Below are 14,892 nucleotides of genomic sequence, written 5' to 3'. Positions count from 1 at the left end.
ATATCCATGTGTTAAAAATGGATAAGTCGATCTCATTTTATCTAATCTGAAGGGGGATTCTGAACAATGGATATCTTTGCAATGAACGTCTTTAATGATGCCGTCATGAAAGAACGGCTACCCAAGGCAACCTACAAAGCCTTGAAAAAAACCATTAATGAGGGAAAAACGCTTGAACTCGACGTCGCTGAAGTCGTCGCCAATGCGATGAAAGACTGGGCCATCGAGAAAGGTGCCACCCATTATACCCACTGGTTCCAGCCCATGACAGGCCTTACAGCTGAAAAACATGATTCCTTTATTTCACCTACCGATGATGGTAAAGTCATCATGGAGTTTTCCGGCAAAGAATTAATTAAAGGTGAACCTGACGCCTCTTCTTTCCCTAGCGGTGGCATTCGGGCAACCTTTGAGGCCAGAGGCTATACTGCTTGGGACTGCACATCGCCGGCCTTTTGCCGGGAAGACAAAAATGGTGTAATAACCTTGACGATCCCGACAGTATTTTATTCGTATACCGGTGAAGTATTGGACAAGAAAACACCTCTTCTGCGTTCCATGGAGGCTTTATCCAAACAAGCTATCCGGGTTTTAAGACTTTTTGGCAATACAACGGCCAGTCGGGTCATTTCGACCGTGGGACCTGAGCAGGAATACTTTCTGATCGATAAAAAATTCTTTGATGCCCGTATGGACCTGATTCTTACCGGCAGAACACTTTTTGGAGCACCCCCTGCCAAAGGCCAGGAGATGGAAGATCACTATTTTGGCAGCATTAAAGAACGTATCGCTGCTTTCATGAAAGAGCTAAATGAAGAGCTTTGGAAACTGGGGATCCTGGCAAAAACCCAACATAACGAAGTTGCTCCGGCTCAATTTGAAATCGCCCCGATTTTCTCAACGACGAATGTTGCCACAGATCATAATCAATTGGTCATGGATACGTTAAAAAAGGTTGCTCTCCACCACGATTTGGTATGCCTTATTCATGAAAAACCTTTCGCAGGCGTTAACGGTTCCGGCAAACACAACAACTGGTCCATGAGCACCAACGATGGACAGAATCTGCTTGATCCGGGCAATAACCCACACGATAACGCCCAGTTCCTTACCTTCCTGTGCTCCGTAATCAAAGCCGTAGATGAATACGCCGACCTTCTCCGACTCTCAGCAGCTAACCCTGGGAATGATCACCGCCTGGGCGCCAACGAAGCCCCTCCTGCGATTATTTCCATGTTCCTTGGCGATATGCTGACCGATATTGTCGAGCAGATTCAAAACGGCGGTGTCAAAAGTTCTATCCCCAATGGTACGCTGACCGTGGGCGTTTCTACTCTTCCGGAAATACCCAAAGATAACTCGGATCGTAATAGAACGTCTCCGTTTGCATTTACCGGGAATAAATTTGAATTCCGCATGGTTGGTTCCAGCAACTCCATTGCCGGTCCAAACATGGTACTCAATACCATTGTCGCCGAAAGTCTCTGCCAGATTGCTGACAAACTGGAAAAGGCCAAGGATTTCAATAGTGAACTCCAAGCGGTTTTAAAAGATATATTGACGAAACACAACCGGATAATCTTCAATGGCAATAATTATTCGGATGAATGGGTCGATGAAGCGGAAAAACGCGGACTTCCCAATATTAAATCCATGGTTGCAGCCGTTGAATGCTTCATAGTGGATAAAAATGTCGCTGTTTTAGAGAAGCATAGTGTCCTGAGTAAACAAGAAGTTCATTCCCGTTACGAGATCCTGCTTGAACAGTACAATAAGATCATCAATATTGAAGCAAAGACCATGATTGACATGGCCAACAGAATGATCTTCCCTGCAGCAGCAAAATTTGCCGGTGACCTCGCTGCCTCTGTGCAAAGCGTTAAATCTGTCGTTTCTGCTGCGGATACCTCAGCACAGGAAGATGTAATTAACGAAGTATGTTCCACATTAAGTACGTTTAAAGCAAAGACGACTGCTTTGGAAAAGGCTGTTCAAGAAGCTGCTGATATTACTGAGGTTCATACCGGCGCTGTTACCTACCGTGACAAAGTATTTACAGCAATGGCCGAGTTGAGAACCTATGGGGATAAGCTGGAAACGTTGGTGGATGACGCACTTTGGCCGCTTCCAACCTACGCTGAAATGCTGTTTCTACTTTAATTTTGAGTACCTTGTTAACCATAGATTGACATGGCACTAAACCCTTCAGAAAAACAAAGAAGAGAAGGCACACCCTTCTCTTCTTTGTTTTTGCCAAGGGGTTATCGAAAATTGCCGAATCATCACCGCCATGTGTTCAGATACAAAATCGCCATCGATGGCGATTTTGGTGACATAAGGCACAGGTGACAAAAGGGACGTAGACCATTGTCTCCTTTTTTGGAGACAATGGTCTACGTCCCTTTTGTCACCTGCGTCCCTTTTGTCACCTGTCACTTGGCTCTATTGCGTCTTGATTTGTGTTTATTGATAAAATAATATCCCGCTAAAATCGGATGACGGTATAGCATACGCGGTCCGGCATAGCGCATGACCTTTCGGATCTGTTCCCTTTGGTCCGTTTGATAGCAATGTCTCGTGCAGCTGGAGCACACTGGTTTATCTAATCCAAACACACACTTTTCGATCTTGTTTAAGGCATATTCGTATAGTTTCTGACAGTCATTGCAGCGTTTTTGGCTTTGCTCTTTGCCCTTATGGTGATGTCCGCAATACATATCGATCATGACTTGGACGGTTTTTTGTTCTCGCAGTAAGAAGTAATGTTTATTTTCCACTTAATTCTCCCCCTGAAACTTATTGTATAAGGATTTTCATTTGAATGCAAAAATAGTGCAAGATAAATACGTATAACTGTCTTAACCAGGCTGCTTAGGCTCAGTAAGCTGCTTCGGCAAATAAAATGTGAGCACGTACATAAAAATATCCGTAAAAATGCAAAATATGGGGTGAGAATTAGAAAGAGAGAATCACCTATGGAAAGTTATTATCACTGGGCAGTTCAAAAAGGGATTACACGCAGGGATTTTCTTAAATTCTGCACGATGATGGCTGGAATGTTAGGCTTAGAAGCCACTGCCATTCCACGTATCGCCAACGCCCTGGAAACGAAACCGAGACTGCCGGTCATCTATTTGAATCTTCAGGAGTGCACGTGCTGCTGTGAATCCTTGATCCGTTCATCTCATCCCCTGTTTTCTGATTTCATATTAAATATGATTTCCCTCGACTATATGGAAACGTTGCAAGCCGCTGCAGGAGAACAGGCCGAGGCTGCCAGGAAAAAAGTAATGAACGAACATTACGGTAATTACGTTCTGGTGGTAGAAGGCAGTGCAACGTTAGGAGAAGGCGGTATTTACTGTACCATCGGAGGAGTTACCGCTAACGAATTGCTTCAGGAATGTGCCGCCGGCGCTGCTGCGGTGATTGCCTACGGATCCTGTGCCACGAATGCGTGTATTCAAGGCGCTCACCCCAATCCAACGCAGGCGGTGCCCATTCGTCGGATTGTCAAAGACAAGCCGGTTATTGATGTTCCTGGGTGTCCGCCTATAGCAGAAGTGATCACCGGCACAATCGTCCATTATATTACCTTCGGTACCATCCCTGAACTCACAAGCCTTGGCAGACCAAAGGCCTTTTACTCAAAGCGCGTCCATGACGGGTGTACTCGTCGGGCTTTTTTTGATGCGGGCCAGTTTGTCGAACAGTTCGATGATGAGGGCGCAAAAAAAGGCTGGTGCCTATACAAGGTGGGCTGCAAAGGCCCTGTTGCTTACAATGCCTGTGCGGTAACGGAATGGAACGATGGTGTCAGTTTCCCTGTAAAATCGGGACATCCGTGTATGGCTTGTTCCGAGAATAATTGGTATGATTCCAGCACACCATTTTATACTCATTTAGCCGAAATACCCAACGATGTCATCGGTAAAAATCCAGATCAAATCGGACTGGCAGCTTTAGGCATTGCCGGAGCGGGGGTAATCGTTCATGGCGCAGTCACTTCTGCCGTCAGGGGCCGAAGCAATAAAGACGGATCTGATTCCGAAAAAGACACTCGCTGAACAAATAGCAGAAGGGGACAAATACACGCGGTGTCCCGATTAGGAAATAGACACCATTGTTATTATAAAGCGTGAGCCGAATATAGAATTTAAAAAAAGTGGGAAACAAAACTGATTAAATGATAAGAAAGGTTTGGATTCAATGGCAACACGTATTGTGGTTGACCCTATTACCCGGATCGAAGGTCATTTGCGGATAGAGGCTGTGGTTGATGGCAATCGAATCACAGATGCTGTAAGCTCCGGTACCGTTTTTCGGGGAATCGAAAAAATTGTTGAAAACAGGGACCCTCGCGATGTCTGGTCCTTTGTTCAACGGATCTGCGGCGTCTGTACCCATATCCACGCCATTGCCTCTATCCGTGCCGTAGAAGACGCCTTAAACTATCCCATACCGAAGAATGCCAATTACATCCGCAACATCATGACACTAACCCAATTTACCCAGGACCATGTAATCCATTTTTACCATTTGCATGGGTTTGACTGGATTGATGTGCTCAGTGCCTTGAAAGCAGATCCGAAAGCCACCAGCCAGCTGGCGATGTCACTGTCCGCTTGGCCCAACGCCTCTGAAGGGTATTTCCGCGATACACAAAATAAAGTTAAGAATGTTGTCAACAGCGGTCAGCTGGGAATTTTTGCGAATGCCTACTGGGGACATCCGGCTTATCGACTGCCGCCCGAGGCTAATCTTATGGCTGTCGCCCACTATCTGGAGGCTTTAAACTGGCAGAAAGAGATCGCCAAGATCCATACGGTATTTGGCGGAAAGAATCCCCATCCGAACTACTTAGTCGGCGGGCATTCTTCAACCATCAACCTGGATGATGTCCATGTAATCAATATGGAGCGTTTGAATCTCGTTAAAACAAAAATCGCAGAAGCCCAAACCTTTGTTGACCAAGTACTTATCCCGGATGTTTTTGCTATTGCCGGATTCTATAAACACGACCTCTGGGGCGGCGGAATCGGCAATTATTTGTCCTACGGCGGTGTTCCGACTACTGATATCCATGAGGCGAACAGTTATCTTTTTCCCGCCGGTATTATTCTAAACCGAAACCTAAATAAGGTTTATGACCTCGATTTAAAAGATCCAAACCAAATCCAGGAGTTTGTGTCCCACGCCTGGTATAAATACCCGGACGCCGATACCGGACTTCATCCATGGCAAGGGCATACGGATCCAGCCTACGACGGCCCCAAGCCCCCCTATACAAACCTGGATGAAACAAAGAAGTACAGCTGGATCAAGTCACCGCGTTGGCAGGGACATGCGATGGAAGTAGGACCTCTTGCGCGGCTATTAATTGCTTATGCCAGAGGCAATAAAGAGATCAAAGAACTGACGGATAATGCGCTGAAAAGACTTGATCTCCCTCTTAATGCGCTTTACTCCACCCTGGGAAGAACCTTAGCCAGGGCGTTGGAAACAAAATACTGTGTTGACCATTTAGCAGGGTTTTATGCCGACCTGATCGCCAATATCAAAGCAGGAGATACCCAAACGTTTAACCCTGAAAAGTGGGATCCCAGCCGTTGGCCAGATGAAGCACACGGCGTGGGGTGGGCTGAAGCCCCCCGCGGTGCATTGGCCCATTGGATCAAAATCCGCAATGGTAAAGTTGAAAGCTACCAGGCTGTTGTTCCTACGACATGGAATGCTTCACCCCGGGATGCATCGGGTCAAAAAGGACCCTATGAAGCCTCTTTGCTGGATACCCCCATGGCTGTCTCAGGGCAGCCTCTGGAGTTACTCAGAACCATTCACTCCTTCGATCCCTGTATTGCATGTGCAACCCACTTAATAACTCCCGGAGGGCACGATTTATGAAGCATATAGCGATACGCCGGCCTGTCTATGTCTGGGAACTCCCTGTCCGATTGTTTCACTGGATCAATGCCTTCGCTATTGCCGTTCTGTTTCTAACCGGCATGTATATCGCCAATCCGATTCTGGTCGCCCCTGGCGAGGCTGTAATGCATTTTATTATAGGGACGATGCGTTATTGGCACGGAATCGCTGCCTTTATCTTTACTGCCAATATGATATATCGTGCCTTCTGGTTCTGGGCAGGAAATGAGTATGCAAAAATCCGTTTCTGGAAAAAAGTCTTTTGGCAGGATTTAATCAATACCATTCGTTATTATCTTTTTATGCGCGCCGAACATAGAGGACACCTCGGCCATAATGCGTTGGCTCAAATATCCTATATTGTATTTATCTGGATTTTTGGTGTTGTCATGATCTTTACCGGGTTTGCCATGCGCGTAGGAACTGACCCAAGCGGGGTTGGCGGCATGCTTTTTTCCTGGGTCATACCCTTCATGCATAATGAAAATATGGTTCGAATGGTTCATCATGTCTTAGCTTGGGCTTATGTTGTCTTTCTTCTGATCCACCTCTATCTTGTCTTTCGTCAAGATATACTGGATGATGACGCTACGGTCTCATCGATCATCAGCGGTTATAAATATGAACTTCCTACTACTGGTCAATCGGAAGCTGTACACTCAAGCGATACACAACCTGCATTAACCAAAGGTGATTAGCAACCGTGGCTATATTTCTCCTTGGACTAGTCATTCTATATACCATTTCCTGATTATTTCAGCGCTTTGAAAACTAGGGTAGTAGTTTTTTTCCGAATCAATCTTGCCGATGGCAAAAACTGAAAAACCCATATGCCATGGCTCGGGGGTGAATACCCGCCGATATGCTTCAAAGCAATTAGCCTGCTCCTGGCCATTCATAATATCCGTCGGGATTGGGTTCCAAGGATGAGTGGCGGCTCCATTCCGCTTCGGAAATCCTAATTCTCCAAAGAATATCGGTTTGTTCCATTTTCCTGACAGACTCTTTAACTCACTGTAAATGTTCTGTTCTCTGTTGTAAATTTTCGTTTTATAGATAGCGCTGATCAAATTCTCCACCGTATTGGTTTCTTTGTCAGAAAGTTCGAAGTAAGCAGCAACAGAAATAAAATCGACTTTGCCGAATATTGGATTATTTAACTTCGGCGTATACGTGTCGTTTTGTGGATCGTTGTCTGTGTTCCATACAGCCGTATACCACCAGTTCGTACGGTAAGTCATTTTTCCTTGAAATTCCTGACGGACAAAATCAGCAACATCCGTCCAATAATCTGTCCGATCTTCAAATTTTTCAAAATTGGATCCGATGCAGATCGCGTATACCTTATTCGGCTTGGCCACATCATGAATTAATTCCTGAAGAACTGCCTTCCAGTTTGTAAACCATAAATCCACATTGTCCGGCAAAAGCGCTGTTTCATACTTTTCCCCATTCTGGATATACGGATAAGGCTCCAGGATCACGTTGATTCCCCGATATCGCAGCATCCGAATCAGTTTTATTGCCTTCTTCTCACTTTCGGCATTGATTCTCATCGTGTTTGAGGTTAAAGAAGGGATATCGATGATAATCGGAACGTTCACCGTATTTAATTGAAGAGATTCAATATCTTGCAGTGTCTGATCTATCGAATAATCCACAGATAAGTTCCCTGATTTAAATTTCTCACCCGAAGATGTCATGATCCTGTTCTTTTCATATTGCTGACCAATATACACAATGTCAATGAAGACAAATTTCACAACAATAAGGGCAATAATGAATAAGACAAAGACAAGAACAGGAATTCGGTTATTCTTTAAGCCTGATACCCGATTAAAGAATATATTAATGAACATAATTAAACTCTTTACAAGCTCCTTAATTATCTATGCCACTCATGCAGGAAACAGCAAGAAATTCTTTCAGTTCTAAAGAATTTCCTGGTATTATCCTGAAGTTGTATCCTTCAAGAGAAATAAATAATCTCTTTTTAAATAGTCGATAACCTTTTGCGCAATAATTTTGTGTCCGGCTTCATTGGGGTGAATCCCATCGATACACAGTAATTGTGTAAAGTCCGGTGTCTTAAGAAACGCGCTGCGGACATCGATCCACCGTGTCCGGGTTTCTTGAGCAAGACTGACAATCACTGAATTATAGCGTTCCTGCCACCAATAAATTTTATTGACACTGCCAAGCCAAGTCAGTATGTTTTTCCCCAGTTCCGTGCTGTTTTTACTGACCCACTGGAAATACCTGTCCGCATCCAACGGGGGCAAGGTCATAAGCACGGGGACAATATTATTATTTTTCAAGGCGTGGATAGTTTCTCTCAAGGTCTTGGCAAATACGTTAAAATCTGTATTTGGCATATGTTCAGCCATCGGATCACTGGCCACTTGTTTCCAATTAAAATCACAGTCATTGCCGCCAAACTCAATCAGAACAATATCCGGTTTGGCTTTGGATAAGTCCTGGTTTAACCGTTCGATCCCCCGTTTCACAGTATTTCCAAATTTTGCCGCATTAAAGATGATTCCTTTCAAACTGTTTTGAAGGATGGCAACATAATTAGAGTCGAGAATCGAATATTTACCTTGGTCTTCATTATAGACAACCCCTTTGGATATGGAATCCCCTACAACTAAAAAGCGATAATCACTCTTCGCGTTCATATATGTGCTTAGGTTATTTGTCGCAATGGGCATACCCCATGCATGATGAATATTACCCTTGCCTTCTGTGTCTGCTAAATCAGCAGAATCAGTATCAGCCATGATTTCCATGATTTCGGTAAAATCCGATATATCCGTCATACCCACGCTGGATCACCCTTCCTTTATGTGAACTCGCATTTAAATCGTTTATATATATTAAAAGCCTTTGTTCCATTAAAAGCAAGTAAAATCAGGTTCAGATAGTCTTGAAAAAGCACCAAGAATGAGAATACGCGATTAGTTATTAATTACCGGTGGTAATGATTGGATCAGCGGTTAGGCTTTGTGCTTGGGTCATTGCACCCATATGATCGATAGGCCAAATCGTGTAGACGACACGGCCGATAATGTTTTCCTTTGCTAAAACTCCCCACTCATGACTGTCACGACTTTCGTTACGATTATCCCCAAGCACAAAATAAGTTCCCGCGGGGACAACGATCGGTCCATAATCATATGTTGGCTTTTCTAATATATAGTCTTCTTCAAGGGGGTAATCGTTAATGTATACCATCCCATTTTTAATTTCAACACGTTCGCCGGGAAGCCCAATGACTCTTTTTACCCAATCCGGGCCCTTTGCTTGGACATACTCTGGCGGATGGAATACAACAATATCTCCTCGCGTTATGTCCTGGACTTTATATGTAATCTTCTCGACGATAATACGATCCTGAAGCTGAATCGTCGGCAGCATTGAGCCTGTTGGAACAAACGCCGCTACAGCCACATTCGTCCGTATTAAAAGAGAAATCATTACTGTAATAATAAGAAAAACCATATTCTGTCTGAATTCGCGTGTCACTATGCGTTTCAATCCATCACAACCTTCCTCAAAATAAACGTTCAACATGCCTTTCTCAGATGATTTATCTAACGATTAATTGATTCCTAATACATATAGTATACCATAAATTGTAAGGAACTTGCAGGACTTTACCCGTCAAATAAGAAAATAGAAGCCCGGGGTTGGCCTCTTCTTTTGCATAACTCCATTTCAACAGTACTTTGTAACACCTAAAACTTGCATTACTCCGGCGATAATGTAAGTAATTAGGTGTTACAGAGTACTAGGCTAATAGGTCAAGATCGTTATTAAACTGTTTCATTCATTGCTGATTGTGCCGGAATCTCCACTGCCCTGCCCTTCTGACTTTGGACATAGACCACGTACGTATCACTGATGATATCCGTTAATCCCTGTTTACGGGGATGAAACGCACAAACCAGATAGCCCAGATAGCTGCCTAAAAGCTGTGACATAGTCCGTCCAACCACTTCTCTCATCACCACAGTGATCCAGCTTAAAGGACGTCCGTCTTTGTTGACCACCCGGATTCCCATAATCATTTTGCCCAGCGTCTGCCCAAAGAATTTCGTCATCAACACAAAATACAACGAGCCCCATATGCCCGGAAAAAGGCTATTGACCATAACAAACGATTGGATCCCTGCGTTTTCCAGTCCGGACGGCCAAACTAAATTGAAAAATATCCGGCTGCTCATGCCGATGACTATCACATCAAACAGAAAAGCCGCAACCCGGCTCCAAAAGCCTGCTGCTCTTAACGATATAACACTTTCGTTGGGAATAACTTGCTCGCTTATGTTTTCATCGATCACTATTTCCATTTTCGATCACCTTCCTTTAGCGATACAGGTACATCGCGGTAGGCACCGCCTTGTTCTGCAATTCCTCTATAACCCCCGTCATATTCAAGGGCATAGCCTGATAGATAAGCCTCTCGAAATTGAAACCTTCTTCATTTTTATATTGAATGACTGTTGGACTTGTTTCATTGATCATTTTTGCTGCCTCACTGATGGCATTGTCCAGATCACCAATACTGTCAATTAGTCCAAGTGATTTTGCTTGGGTGGCAGTATAGACCCTGCCGTCTGCAATTCCGATGACTGTTTTGCGGTCCATATGTCTGCCCTCTGCGACGATATCGACAAAATAGCCGTAATACTCATTGATCATCGCCTGCATAATCTGTATCTGCTCAGACGTCATGTCACGCATCGGATTCATAATATCCTTATTTTTCCCACTCTTAAAGATTATTTCTTCGATGCCTACTTTTTCTGCCAGCTCACTATAGTTATATGTTGACAGGATGACGCCGATGGATCCGGTCATTGTATAGCGATTGGCTATGATTTTATCTGCCGGCATGGAAATATAGTAACCGCCGGAGGCTGCCATAGAACCCATCGCAACAACAAGCGGTTTTTCGTAGCTTTCCTTGAGGCTTTTTATTTTCTGATAGATCTGATCACTTTCATAGACACCACCACCCGGTGAATTAACGGCAAGGATGATGGCCTTAATATCAGGGTTCTGGAAGGCATCCTCTAATTCCATTAAAAATAATTGATGGTTATAGCTATTGGTTCCGGTGAGCGTATCACCCGTATCCTGGATTGTTCCGTTAACATTTAGAATAGCAATGGTTTGACCTATTCCGGCCTGATATGTTTCCGTAGTAAATGACGGTTGTGAAGCCAGTGGGTTCAGGGATTCACTCCATAGACCGGCTCTCTTTGCCCCCGCCATAACATCAGTTCGGATATACACGATCAGCAAAACAAGAATGACAGCTAAAGAAATCCAACGTTTTTTGTTCATACTTTCCTCCCGGTTATTCACCATGTGGTTGGTTATTTACCTACACTATAGTGTGTATTCTTTTCGATTTTTCTACTTCAAAGTTAAGAGATTTCTTTCGTTAAAATCATTACAACCAAAATTCGACGGACATTGTAAGATGCGTCCCCTATTGATAAAGGGATTATTATAACTATAATTCGATGTAATAAATGATAATATCATCATAATTTCCATAGCCATTCAAATAGCCTTTTGGAATTACCCCTACGCGATGAAATCCGATTTTCTCATAGAGATGAATCGCACCGGCATTCGTACTGACAACCGCATTAAATTGCAGTAACTGGAATCCGGATTTCCGCCCCATTTTTATCGAATGCCGTACCAGTTCTTCGCCCATATGCAAGCCCCGAAAAGTTCTATCAACGGCATAAGACGCATTGGCGATATGACCGCAGCGTCCAATATAATTGGGATGCAATACGTATAATCCGACAATGTTGTCATCTAATAGCGCTACTCCCGTAAACGTCTGGGAAGCAAAAAATTCGTTAGCATCGCCTTCTGTCAATTTTTCCATTTGCGGAAAGGCATTCGCTTCGTCGACAACGTGATTCCAAATAGCAACCATCGCCGGTACATCCGCGTTCTGAAATTCTCTTATTATCATTGCCATGATTCGATGCTCCTTAGTTGAGAATATGTCCTTATTTTTCTTTCACCCTGAGTCATCATTACTTACCGAGTACCACGCACAGAGCAGTTTAATATCTTTCCTATTTCCTTAAGCCAAACCTCAGAGTAACCCTCATAGATCATGCCATCCAAAACTGCCTGAGGTGGCGGTGGCTGATGGAATTGCTGCAGTACCCACGTTGTTTCAGACTCGAGAAACTCCCTGATCGCATGCAGATCTTCAATGGGATGCCACACTGGAAGCACCGTTGTTCTGAATTCATAGGGGATCCCGCTATTTTTTATCCAATTAATCGTACGGGTTATCATACTGCCGCTGTTCGCGCACCCGGTCAACGCGTCGTATTTTTCAGGGAGGCATTTGACATCCATCGCAATATAGTCTAAATACCCAGCGATTTCCTGAAGTTTTTCCAAATTACTTCCGTTTGTATCGAGTTTTACTTTGAATCCAAGCTCTTTGATTTCTCTGACGAAAGGCAGCAGATCAATCGATAGCAAAGGCTCGCCACCGGTGAGACAAACACCATCCAATAAGCCCTTCCGGGATTTCATAAATGCAACCACAGCAGACGGAGAAGTCTGAGACTTCTCCGTGATATGGACCAAAGAGGGATTATGGCAATAGCCGCACCGGAAATTACAGCCGCCGAAAAAGACCGTTGCTACAATATGCCCGGGATAATCCACTAAAGAAAATGGTTCTAAATGCATCAACATATTATTCACCAAAGTATTATTTCGCTACACCATCGAAAAGACTTGGCGTTACGCCGGCAATTCGGTACTTAACGGTTTGATGTTTCTCTTCTTGTTTGCCGGGATTCATTGCGGAAATCGGACGATAAAATCCGGTGACACGGGTCATAACTAAGGTTTCTCTGCCACACTCCGGGCAGGTAAAATGTTCACCCTTGAGATATTTATGATTCTCACAAATACTGAAGGTCGGGGTTAGGGTGAAATAAGGCAGCTCGTAGTTTTCAAATACCCTGCGCACTACCGCTTTCGCAACGGCAAGATCATCCAGACTCTCGGCCAGATAACCGTGGAGCACAGTCCCGCCGGTATACAGTGTCTGGAGGTCATCCTGCAGTTCTACGGCTCGGAAAAGATCGCTGGTATAGCCCACAGGCAGATGCGTGGAGTTGGTATAATACGGTTCATTATCACCCGCAGTGATGATATCCGGATAATCTTTCTTATTGATCCTGGCTAATCGGTAACTGGTGCCTTCAGCCGGCGTAGCTTCCAAATTATATAGATCGCCGTCCTCTTCCTGGAATTGCTGGATTCGATCACGCATGTAGTTGAGTGTTTCCTTGGCAAAATTCTGTCCGAAAACAGTGGTAATGTCGTCAGCATCGCTGGTAAAATTGCGGATAGCTTCATTCATTCCAACTAAACCGATGGTGGAGAAATGGTTCGTCCAATATTTGCCGAAACGCTTTTTGATATCTCTCAAATAAAACTTGGTATAAGGATACAAGCCGTTATCTGTTAAAATTTCCAACGTTTTGCGTTTGGTCTGGAGTGAGCCGCGCGCAATGTTCATATGATTATCAATCAACGCGATGAACTGATCCCAATTGCCTTTAGCCAGATAGCCATAAAGCGGAAGATTCAAGGTAACCACCCCAATACTTCCAGTCAATGGATTCGCACCAAAAAGACCGCCGCCGCGCTTTCTAAGCTCACGGTTATCCAATCTTAAGCGACAGCACATACTCCTGGCATCCTCCGGATTCATATCGGAATTGATAAAGTTGGCAAAATACGGTATGCCATATTTATCTGTCATTTTGAAAATCGCTCGGGATACCTCGCTGTTCCAGTCAAACCCCTTGGTAATATTATACGTCGGAATTGGGAAGCTGAAGACATTGCCATCGGCATCGCCTTCCAGCATGACTTCACAGAAAGCGAGATTAATGATATCCATCTCCGCCTGATAGTCCCGGTAAGGTGTATCCAAGAATTTGCCGTTGATAACAGCCGGCTCGTCTTTAATTGCCGATTCGCCGGCCCTTACATCGAGCGTAATATTGAAAAACGGAGACTGAAAGCCCACCCGGGTTGGAACGTTGACATTGAATATAAATTCCTGAATACCTTGTTTTACTTGGTTATAATCTAGATTATCAGCTCGGACAAAAGGAGCTAAATAGGTATCAAAACTGGAAAGGGCCTGAGCACCGGCAGCTTCCCCTTGCAGCGTATAAACGAAATTAACAATTTGGCCCAGTGCCGAACGAAAATGCTTAGCCGGATTGGATGTCGTCTTGCCTTCAGCTCCTCTGAAGCCGACGAGTAGAAGATCTTTAAGATCCCAGCCAACACAGTAGGGCGCAAGATCTCCCATATCGTGGTTATGTATGGCTCCGGAGTCATGCGCTTTACCTACTTCTGCAGGCAGCAGGGATTGCCAGAAAGCATTTGTTGCTTTGCTGGTGACAAAGCGATTCAGACCCTGAACTGAAAACCCCATGTTCGAGTTTTCTTTGATTTCCCAGGTCCCAAGACCCAGGTATTCAGAAAATAGTTTATTATTATCGTTTTTCGCGTTTTCCTGGTTGCGAATAATTTCATGTTGGAAGCGATACCGGATATAGGCTCTGGCCACATTCGTATTCCCTGTATGCATGAGGATGTCTTCAACTTTATCCTGAATCAGTTCGATCGGAAATCCTTCGTTCTTACTGTAAACCGCTTCGAGTTCAAAAAGTACTCTGTCAGTAACAATTTTTGCCCAATGCGAGACATTTGGTGTTTCAGTGGCAATGAACGCTTTTTCAACCGCTTTCAAAATCTTTTCCTGATTAAATATTTCTCTTCTTCCATCCCTTTTCATAACATACATGGTGTATCCTCCCGCTTCTCTATATTTTGTAAATAGGCAAACCTAAAGAATACTGAGTGATATAATGGTTTGTATCA

At 44.1% G+C, this 14,892-nt stretch carries 13 protein-coding genes; 4 read left to right on the top strand and 9 right to left on the bottom strand.

The features are described from left to right. The first annotated feature begins 66 nt into the window (after nt 1–66). Nucleotides 67–2,160: a glutamine synthetase III family protein gene (locus LPY66_RS04985; RefSeq protein WP_337986997.1), complete on the top strand. Its 2,094-nt coding sequence runs from the start codon at nt 67–69 to the stop codon at nt 2,158–2,160. Nucleotides 2,161–2,432: 272 nt separating this feature from the next. On the opposite strand, the gene LPY66_RS04980 is transcribed toward LPY66_RS04985, so the two are convergent. Next, nucleotides 2,433–2,777, bottom strand: a complete 345-nt coding sequence (locus LPY66_RS04980; RefSeq protein WP_337986996.1) for a nitrous oxide-stimulated promoter family protein — start codon at nt 2,775–2,777, stop codon at nt 2,433–2,435. 198 nt (nt 2,778–2,975) lie between these two features. Between LPY66_RS04980 and LPY66_RS04975 the strand changes: the two genes are divergently transcribed. The 3 genes from LPY66_RS04975 to cybH all read left to right on the top strand — a co-directional run bounded on the left by LPY66_RS04975 (nt 2,976) and on the right by cybH (nt 6,623). Then, a complete protein-coding gene (locus LPY66_RS04975; protein ID WP_337986995.1) occupies nt 2,976–4,067 on the top strand; it encodes a hydrogenase small subunit in 1,092 nt (363 codons plus the stop codon). Nucleotides 4,068–4,209: 142 nt separating this feature from the next. After that, nucleotides 4,210–5,904 carry a nickel-dependent hydrogenase large subunit gene (locus LPY66_RS04970; RefSeq protein WP_337986994.1) on the top strand — a complete coding sequence of 565 codons (1,695 nt, stop codon included), beginning with the start codon at nt 4,210–4,212 and terminating at the stop codon, nt 5,902–5,904. Then, nucleotides 5,901–6,623, top strand: a complete 723-nt coding sequence (gene cybH / locus LPY66_RS04965; protein ID WP_337986993.1) for a Ni/Fe-hydrogenase, b-type cytochrome subunit — start codon at nt 5,901–5,903, stop codon at nt 6,621–6,623. Before LPY66_RS04970 ends, cybH begins: the two co-directional genes overlap by 4 nt. A 30-nt stretch (nt 6,624–6,653) precedes the next feature. On the opposite strand, the gene LPY66_RS04960 is transcribed toward cybH, so the two are convergent. From LPY66_RS04960 to LPY66_RS04925, 8 genes are all read right to left on the bottom strand, one after another. Continuing rightward, complete coding sequence (locus LPY66_RS04960; RefSeq protein WP_337986992.1) at nt 6,654–7,784, bottom strand: glycoside hydrolase family 113; 1,131 nt, start codon at nt 7,782–7,784, stop codon at nt 6,654–6,656. 90 nt (nt 7,785–7,874) lie between these two features. Beyond that, nucleotides 7,875–8,744 (bottom strand): SGNH/GDSL hydrolase family protein, encoded by an 870-nt coding sequence (locus tag LPY66_RS04955; protein WP_337988025.1) that lies wholly within the window; start codon nt 8,742–8,744, stop codon nt 7,875–7,877. A 145-nt stretch (nt 8,745–8,889) separates the two neighbouring features. Beyond that, the gene (lepB, locus tag LPY66_RS04950) at nt 8,890–9,426 is read right to left on the bottom strand and encodes a signal peptidase I (protein WP_337986991.1); all 537 of its coding nucleotides are present in this window, start codon (nt 9,424–9,426) and stop codon (nt 8,890–8,892) included. 314 nt (nt 9,427–9,740) lie between these two features. Further along, a complete protein-coding gene (locus LPY66_RS04945) occupies nt 9,741–10,277 on the bottom strand; it encodes an RDD family protein (RefSeq protein ID WP_337986990.1) in 537 nt (178 codons plus the stop codon). Between the two features lie 16 nt (nt 10,278–10,293). Further along, nucleotides 10,294–11,277, bottom strand: a complete 984-nt coding sequence (gene sppA, locus LPY66_RS04940; protein WP_337986989.1) for a signal peptide peptidase SppA — start codon at nt 11,275–11,277, stop codon at nt 10,294–10,296. A 172-nt stretch (nt 11,278–11,449) separates the two neighbouring features. Continuing rightward, the gene (locus LPY66_RS04935; protein WP_337986988.1) at nt 11,450–11,935 is read right to left on the bottom strand and encodes a GNAT family N-acetyltransferase; all 486 of its coding nucleotides are present in this window, start codon (nt 11,933–11,935) and stop codon (nt 11,450–11,452) included. 62 nt (nt 11,936–11,997) lie between these two features. Continuing rightward, nucleotides 11,998–12,675 carry an anaerobic ribonucleoside-triphosphate reductase activating protein gene (locus tag LPY66_RS04930; RefSeq protein ID WP_337986987.1) on the bottom strand — a complete coding sequence of 226 codons (678 nt, stop codon included), beginning with the start codon at nt 12,673–12,675 and terminating at the stop codon, nt 11,998–12,000. Nucleotides 12,676–12,691: 16 nt separating this feature from the next. Then, nucleotides 12,692–14,815: a ribonucleoside triphosphate reductase gene (locus LPY66_RS04925; protein ID WP_337986986.1), complete on the bottom strand. Its 2,124-nt coding sequence runs from the start codon at nt 14,813–14,815 to the stop codon at nt 12,692–12,694. Nucleotides 14,816–14,892: the final 77 nt, after the last annotated feature.

Origin of the sequence: Dehalobacter sp. DCM, from assembly GCF_024972775.1 — a bacterium.
Taxonomy (GTDB): Bacteria; Bacillota; Desulfitobacteriia; order Desulfitobacteriales; family Syntrophobotulaceae; genus Dehalobacter.
The sequence above is the reverse complement of the archived record's forward strand: the minus strand, read 5'-3'. Positions and strand labels throughout refer to the sequence as shown.

Bases quoted from the DNA above. Each gene is read 5' to 3' on its own strand.
- LPY66_RS04985 (WP_337986997.1), top strand. From the start codon at position 67: ATGGATATCTTTGCAATGAACGTCTTTAATGATGCCGTCATGAAAGAA.
- LPY66_RS04975 (WP_337986995.1), top strand. From the start codon at position 2,976: ATGGAAAGTTATTATCACTGGGCAGTTCAAAAAGGGATTACACGCAGG.
- LPY66_RS04970 (WP_337986994.1), top strand. From the start codon at position 4,210: ATGGCAACACGTATTGTGGTTGACCCTATTACCCGGATCGAAGGTCAT.
- cybH (WP_337986993.1), top strand. From the start codon at position 5,901: ATGAAGCATATAGCGATACGCCGGCCTGTCTATGTCTGGGAACTCCCT.
- LPY66_RS04960 (WP_337986992.1), bottom strand. From the start codon at position 7,784: ATGTTCATTAATATATTCTTTAATCGGGTATCAGGCTTAAAGAATAAC.
- LPY66_RS04955 (WP_337988025.1), bottom strand. From the start codon at position 8,744: ATGACGGATATATCGGATTTTACCGAAATCATGGAAATCATGGCTGAT.
- lepB (WP_337986991.1), bottom strand. From the start codon at position 9,426: ATGGTTTTTCTTATTATTACAGTAATGATTTCTCTTTTAATACGGACG.
- LPY66_RS04945 (WP_337986990.1), bottom strand. From the start codon at position 10,277: ATGGAAATAGTGATCGATGAAAACATAAGCGAGCAAGTTATTCCCAAC.
- sppA (WP_337986989.1), bottom strand. From the start codon at position 11,277: ATGAACAAAAAACGTTGGATTTCTTTAGCTGTCATTCTTGTTTTGCTG.
- LPY66_RS04935 (WP_337986988.1), bottom strand. From the start codon at position 11,935: ATGGCAATGATAATAAGAGAATTTCAGAACGCGGATGTACCGGCGATG.
- LPY66_RS04930 (WP_337986987.1), bottom strand. From the start codon at position 12,675: ATGTTGATGCATTTAGAACCATTTTCTTTAGTGGATTATCCCGGGCAT.
- LPY66_RS04925 (WP_337986986.1), bottom strand. From the start codon at position 14,815: ATGTATGTTATGAAAAGGGATGGAAGAAGAGAAATATTTAATCAGGAA.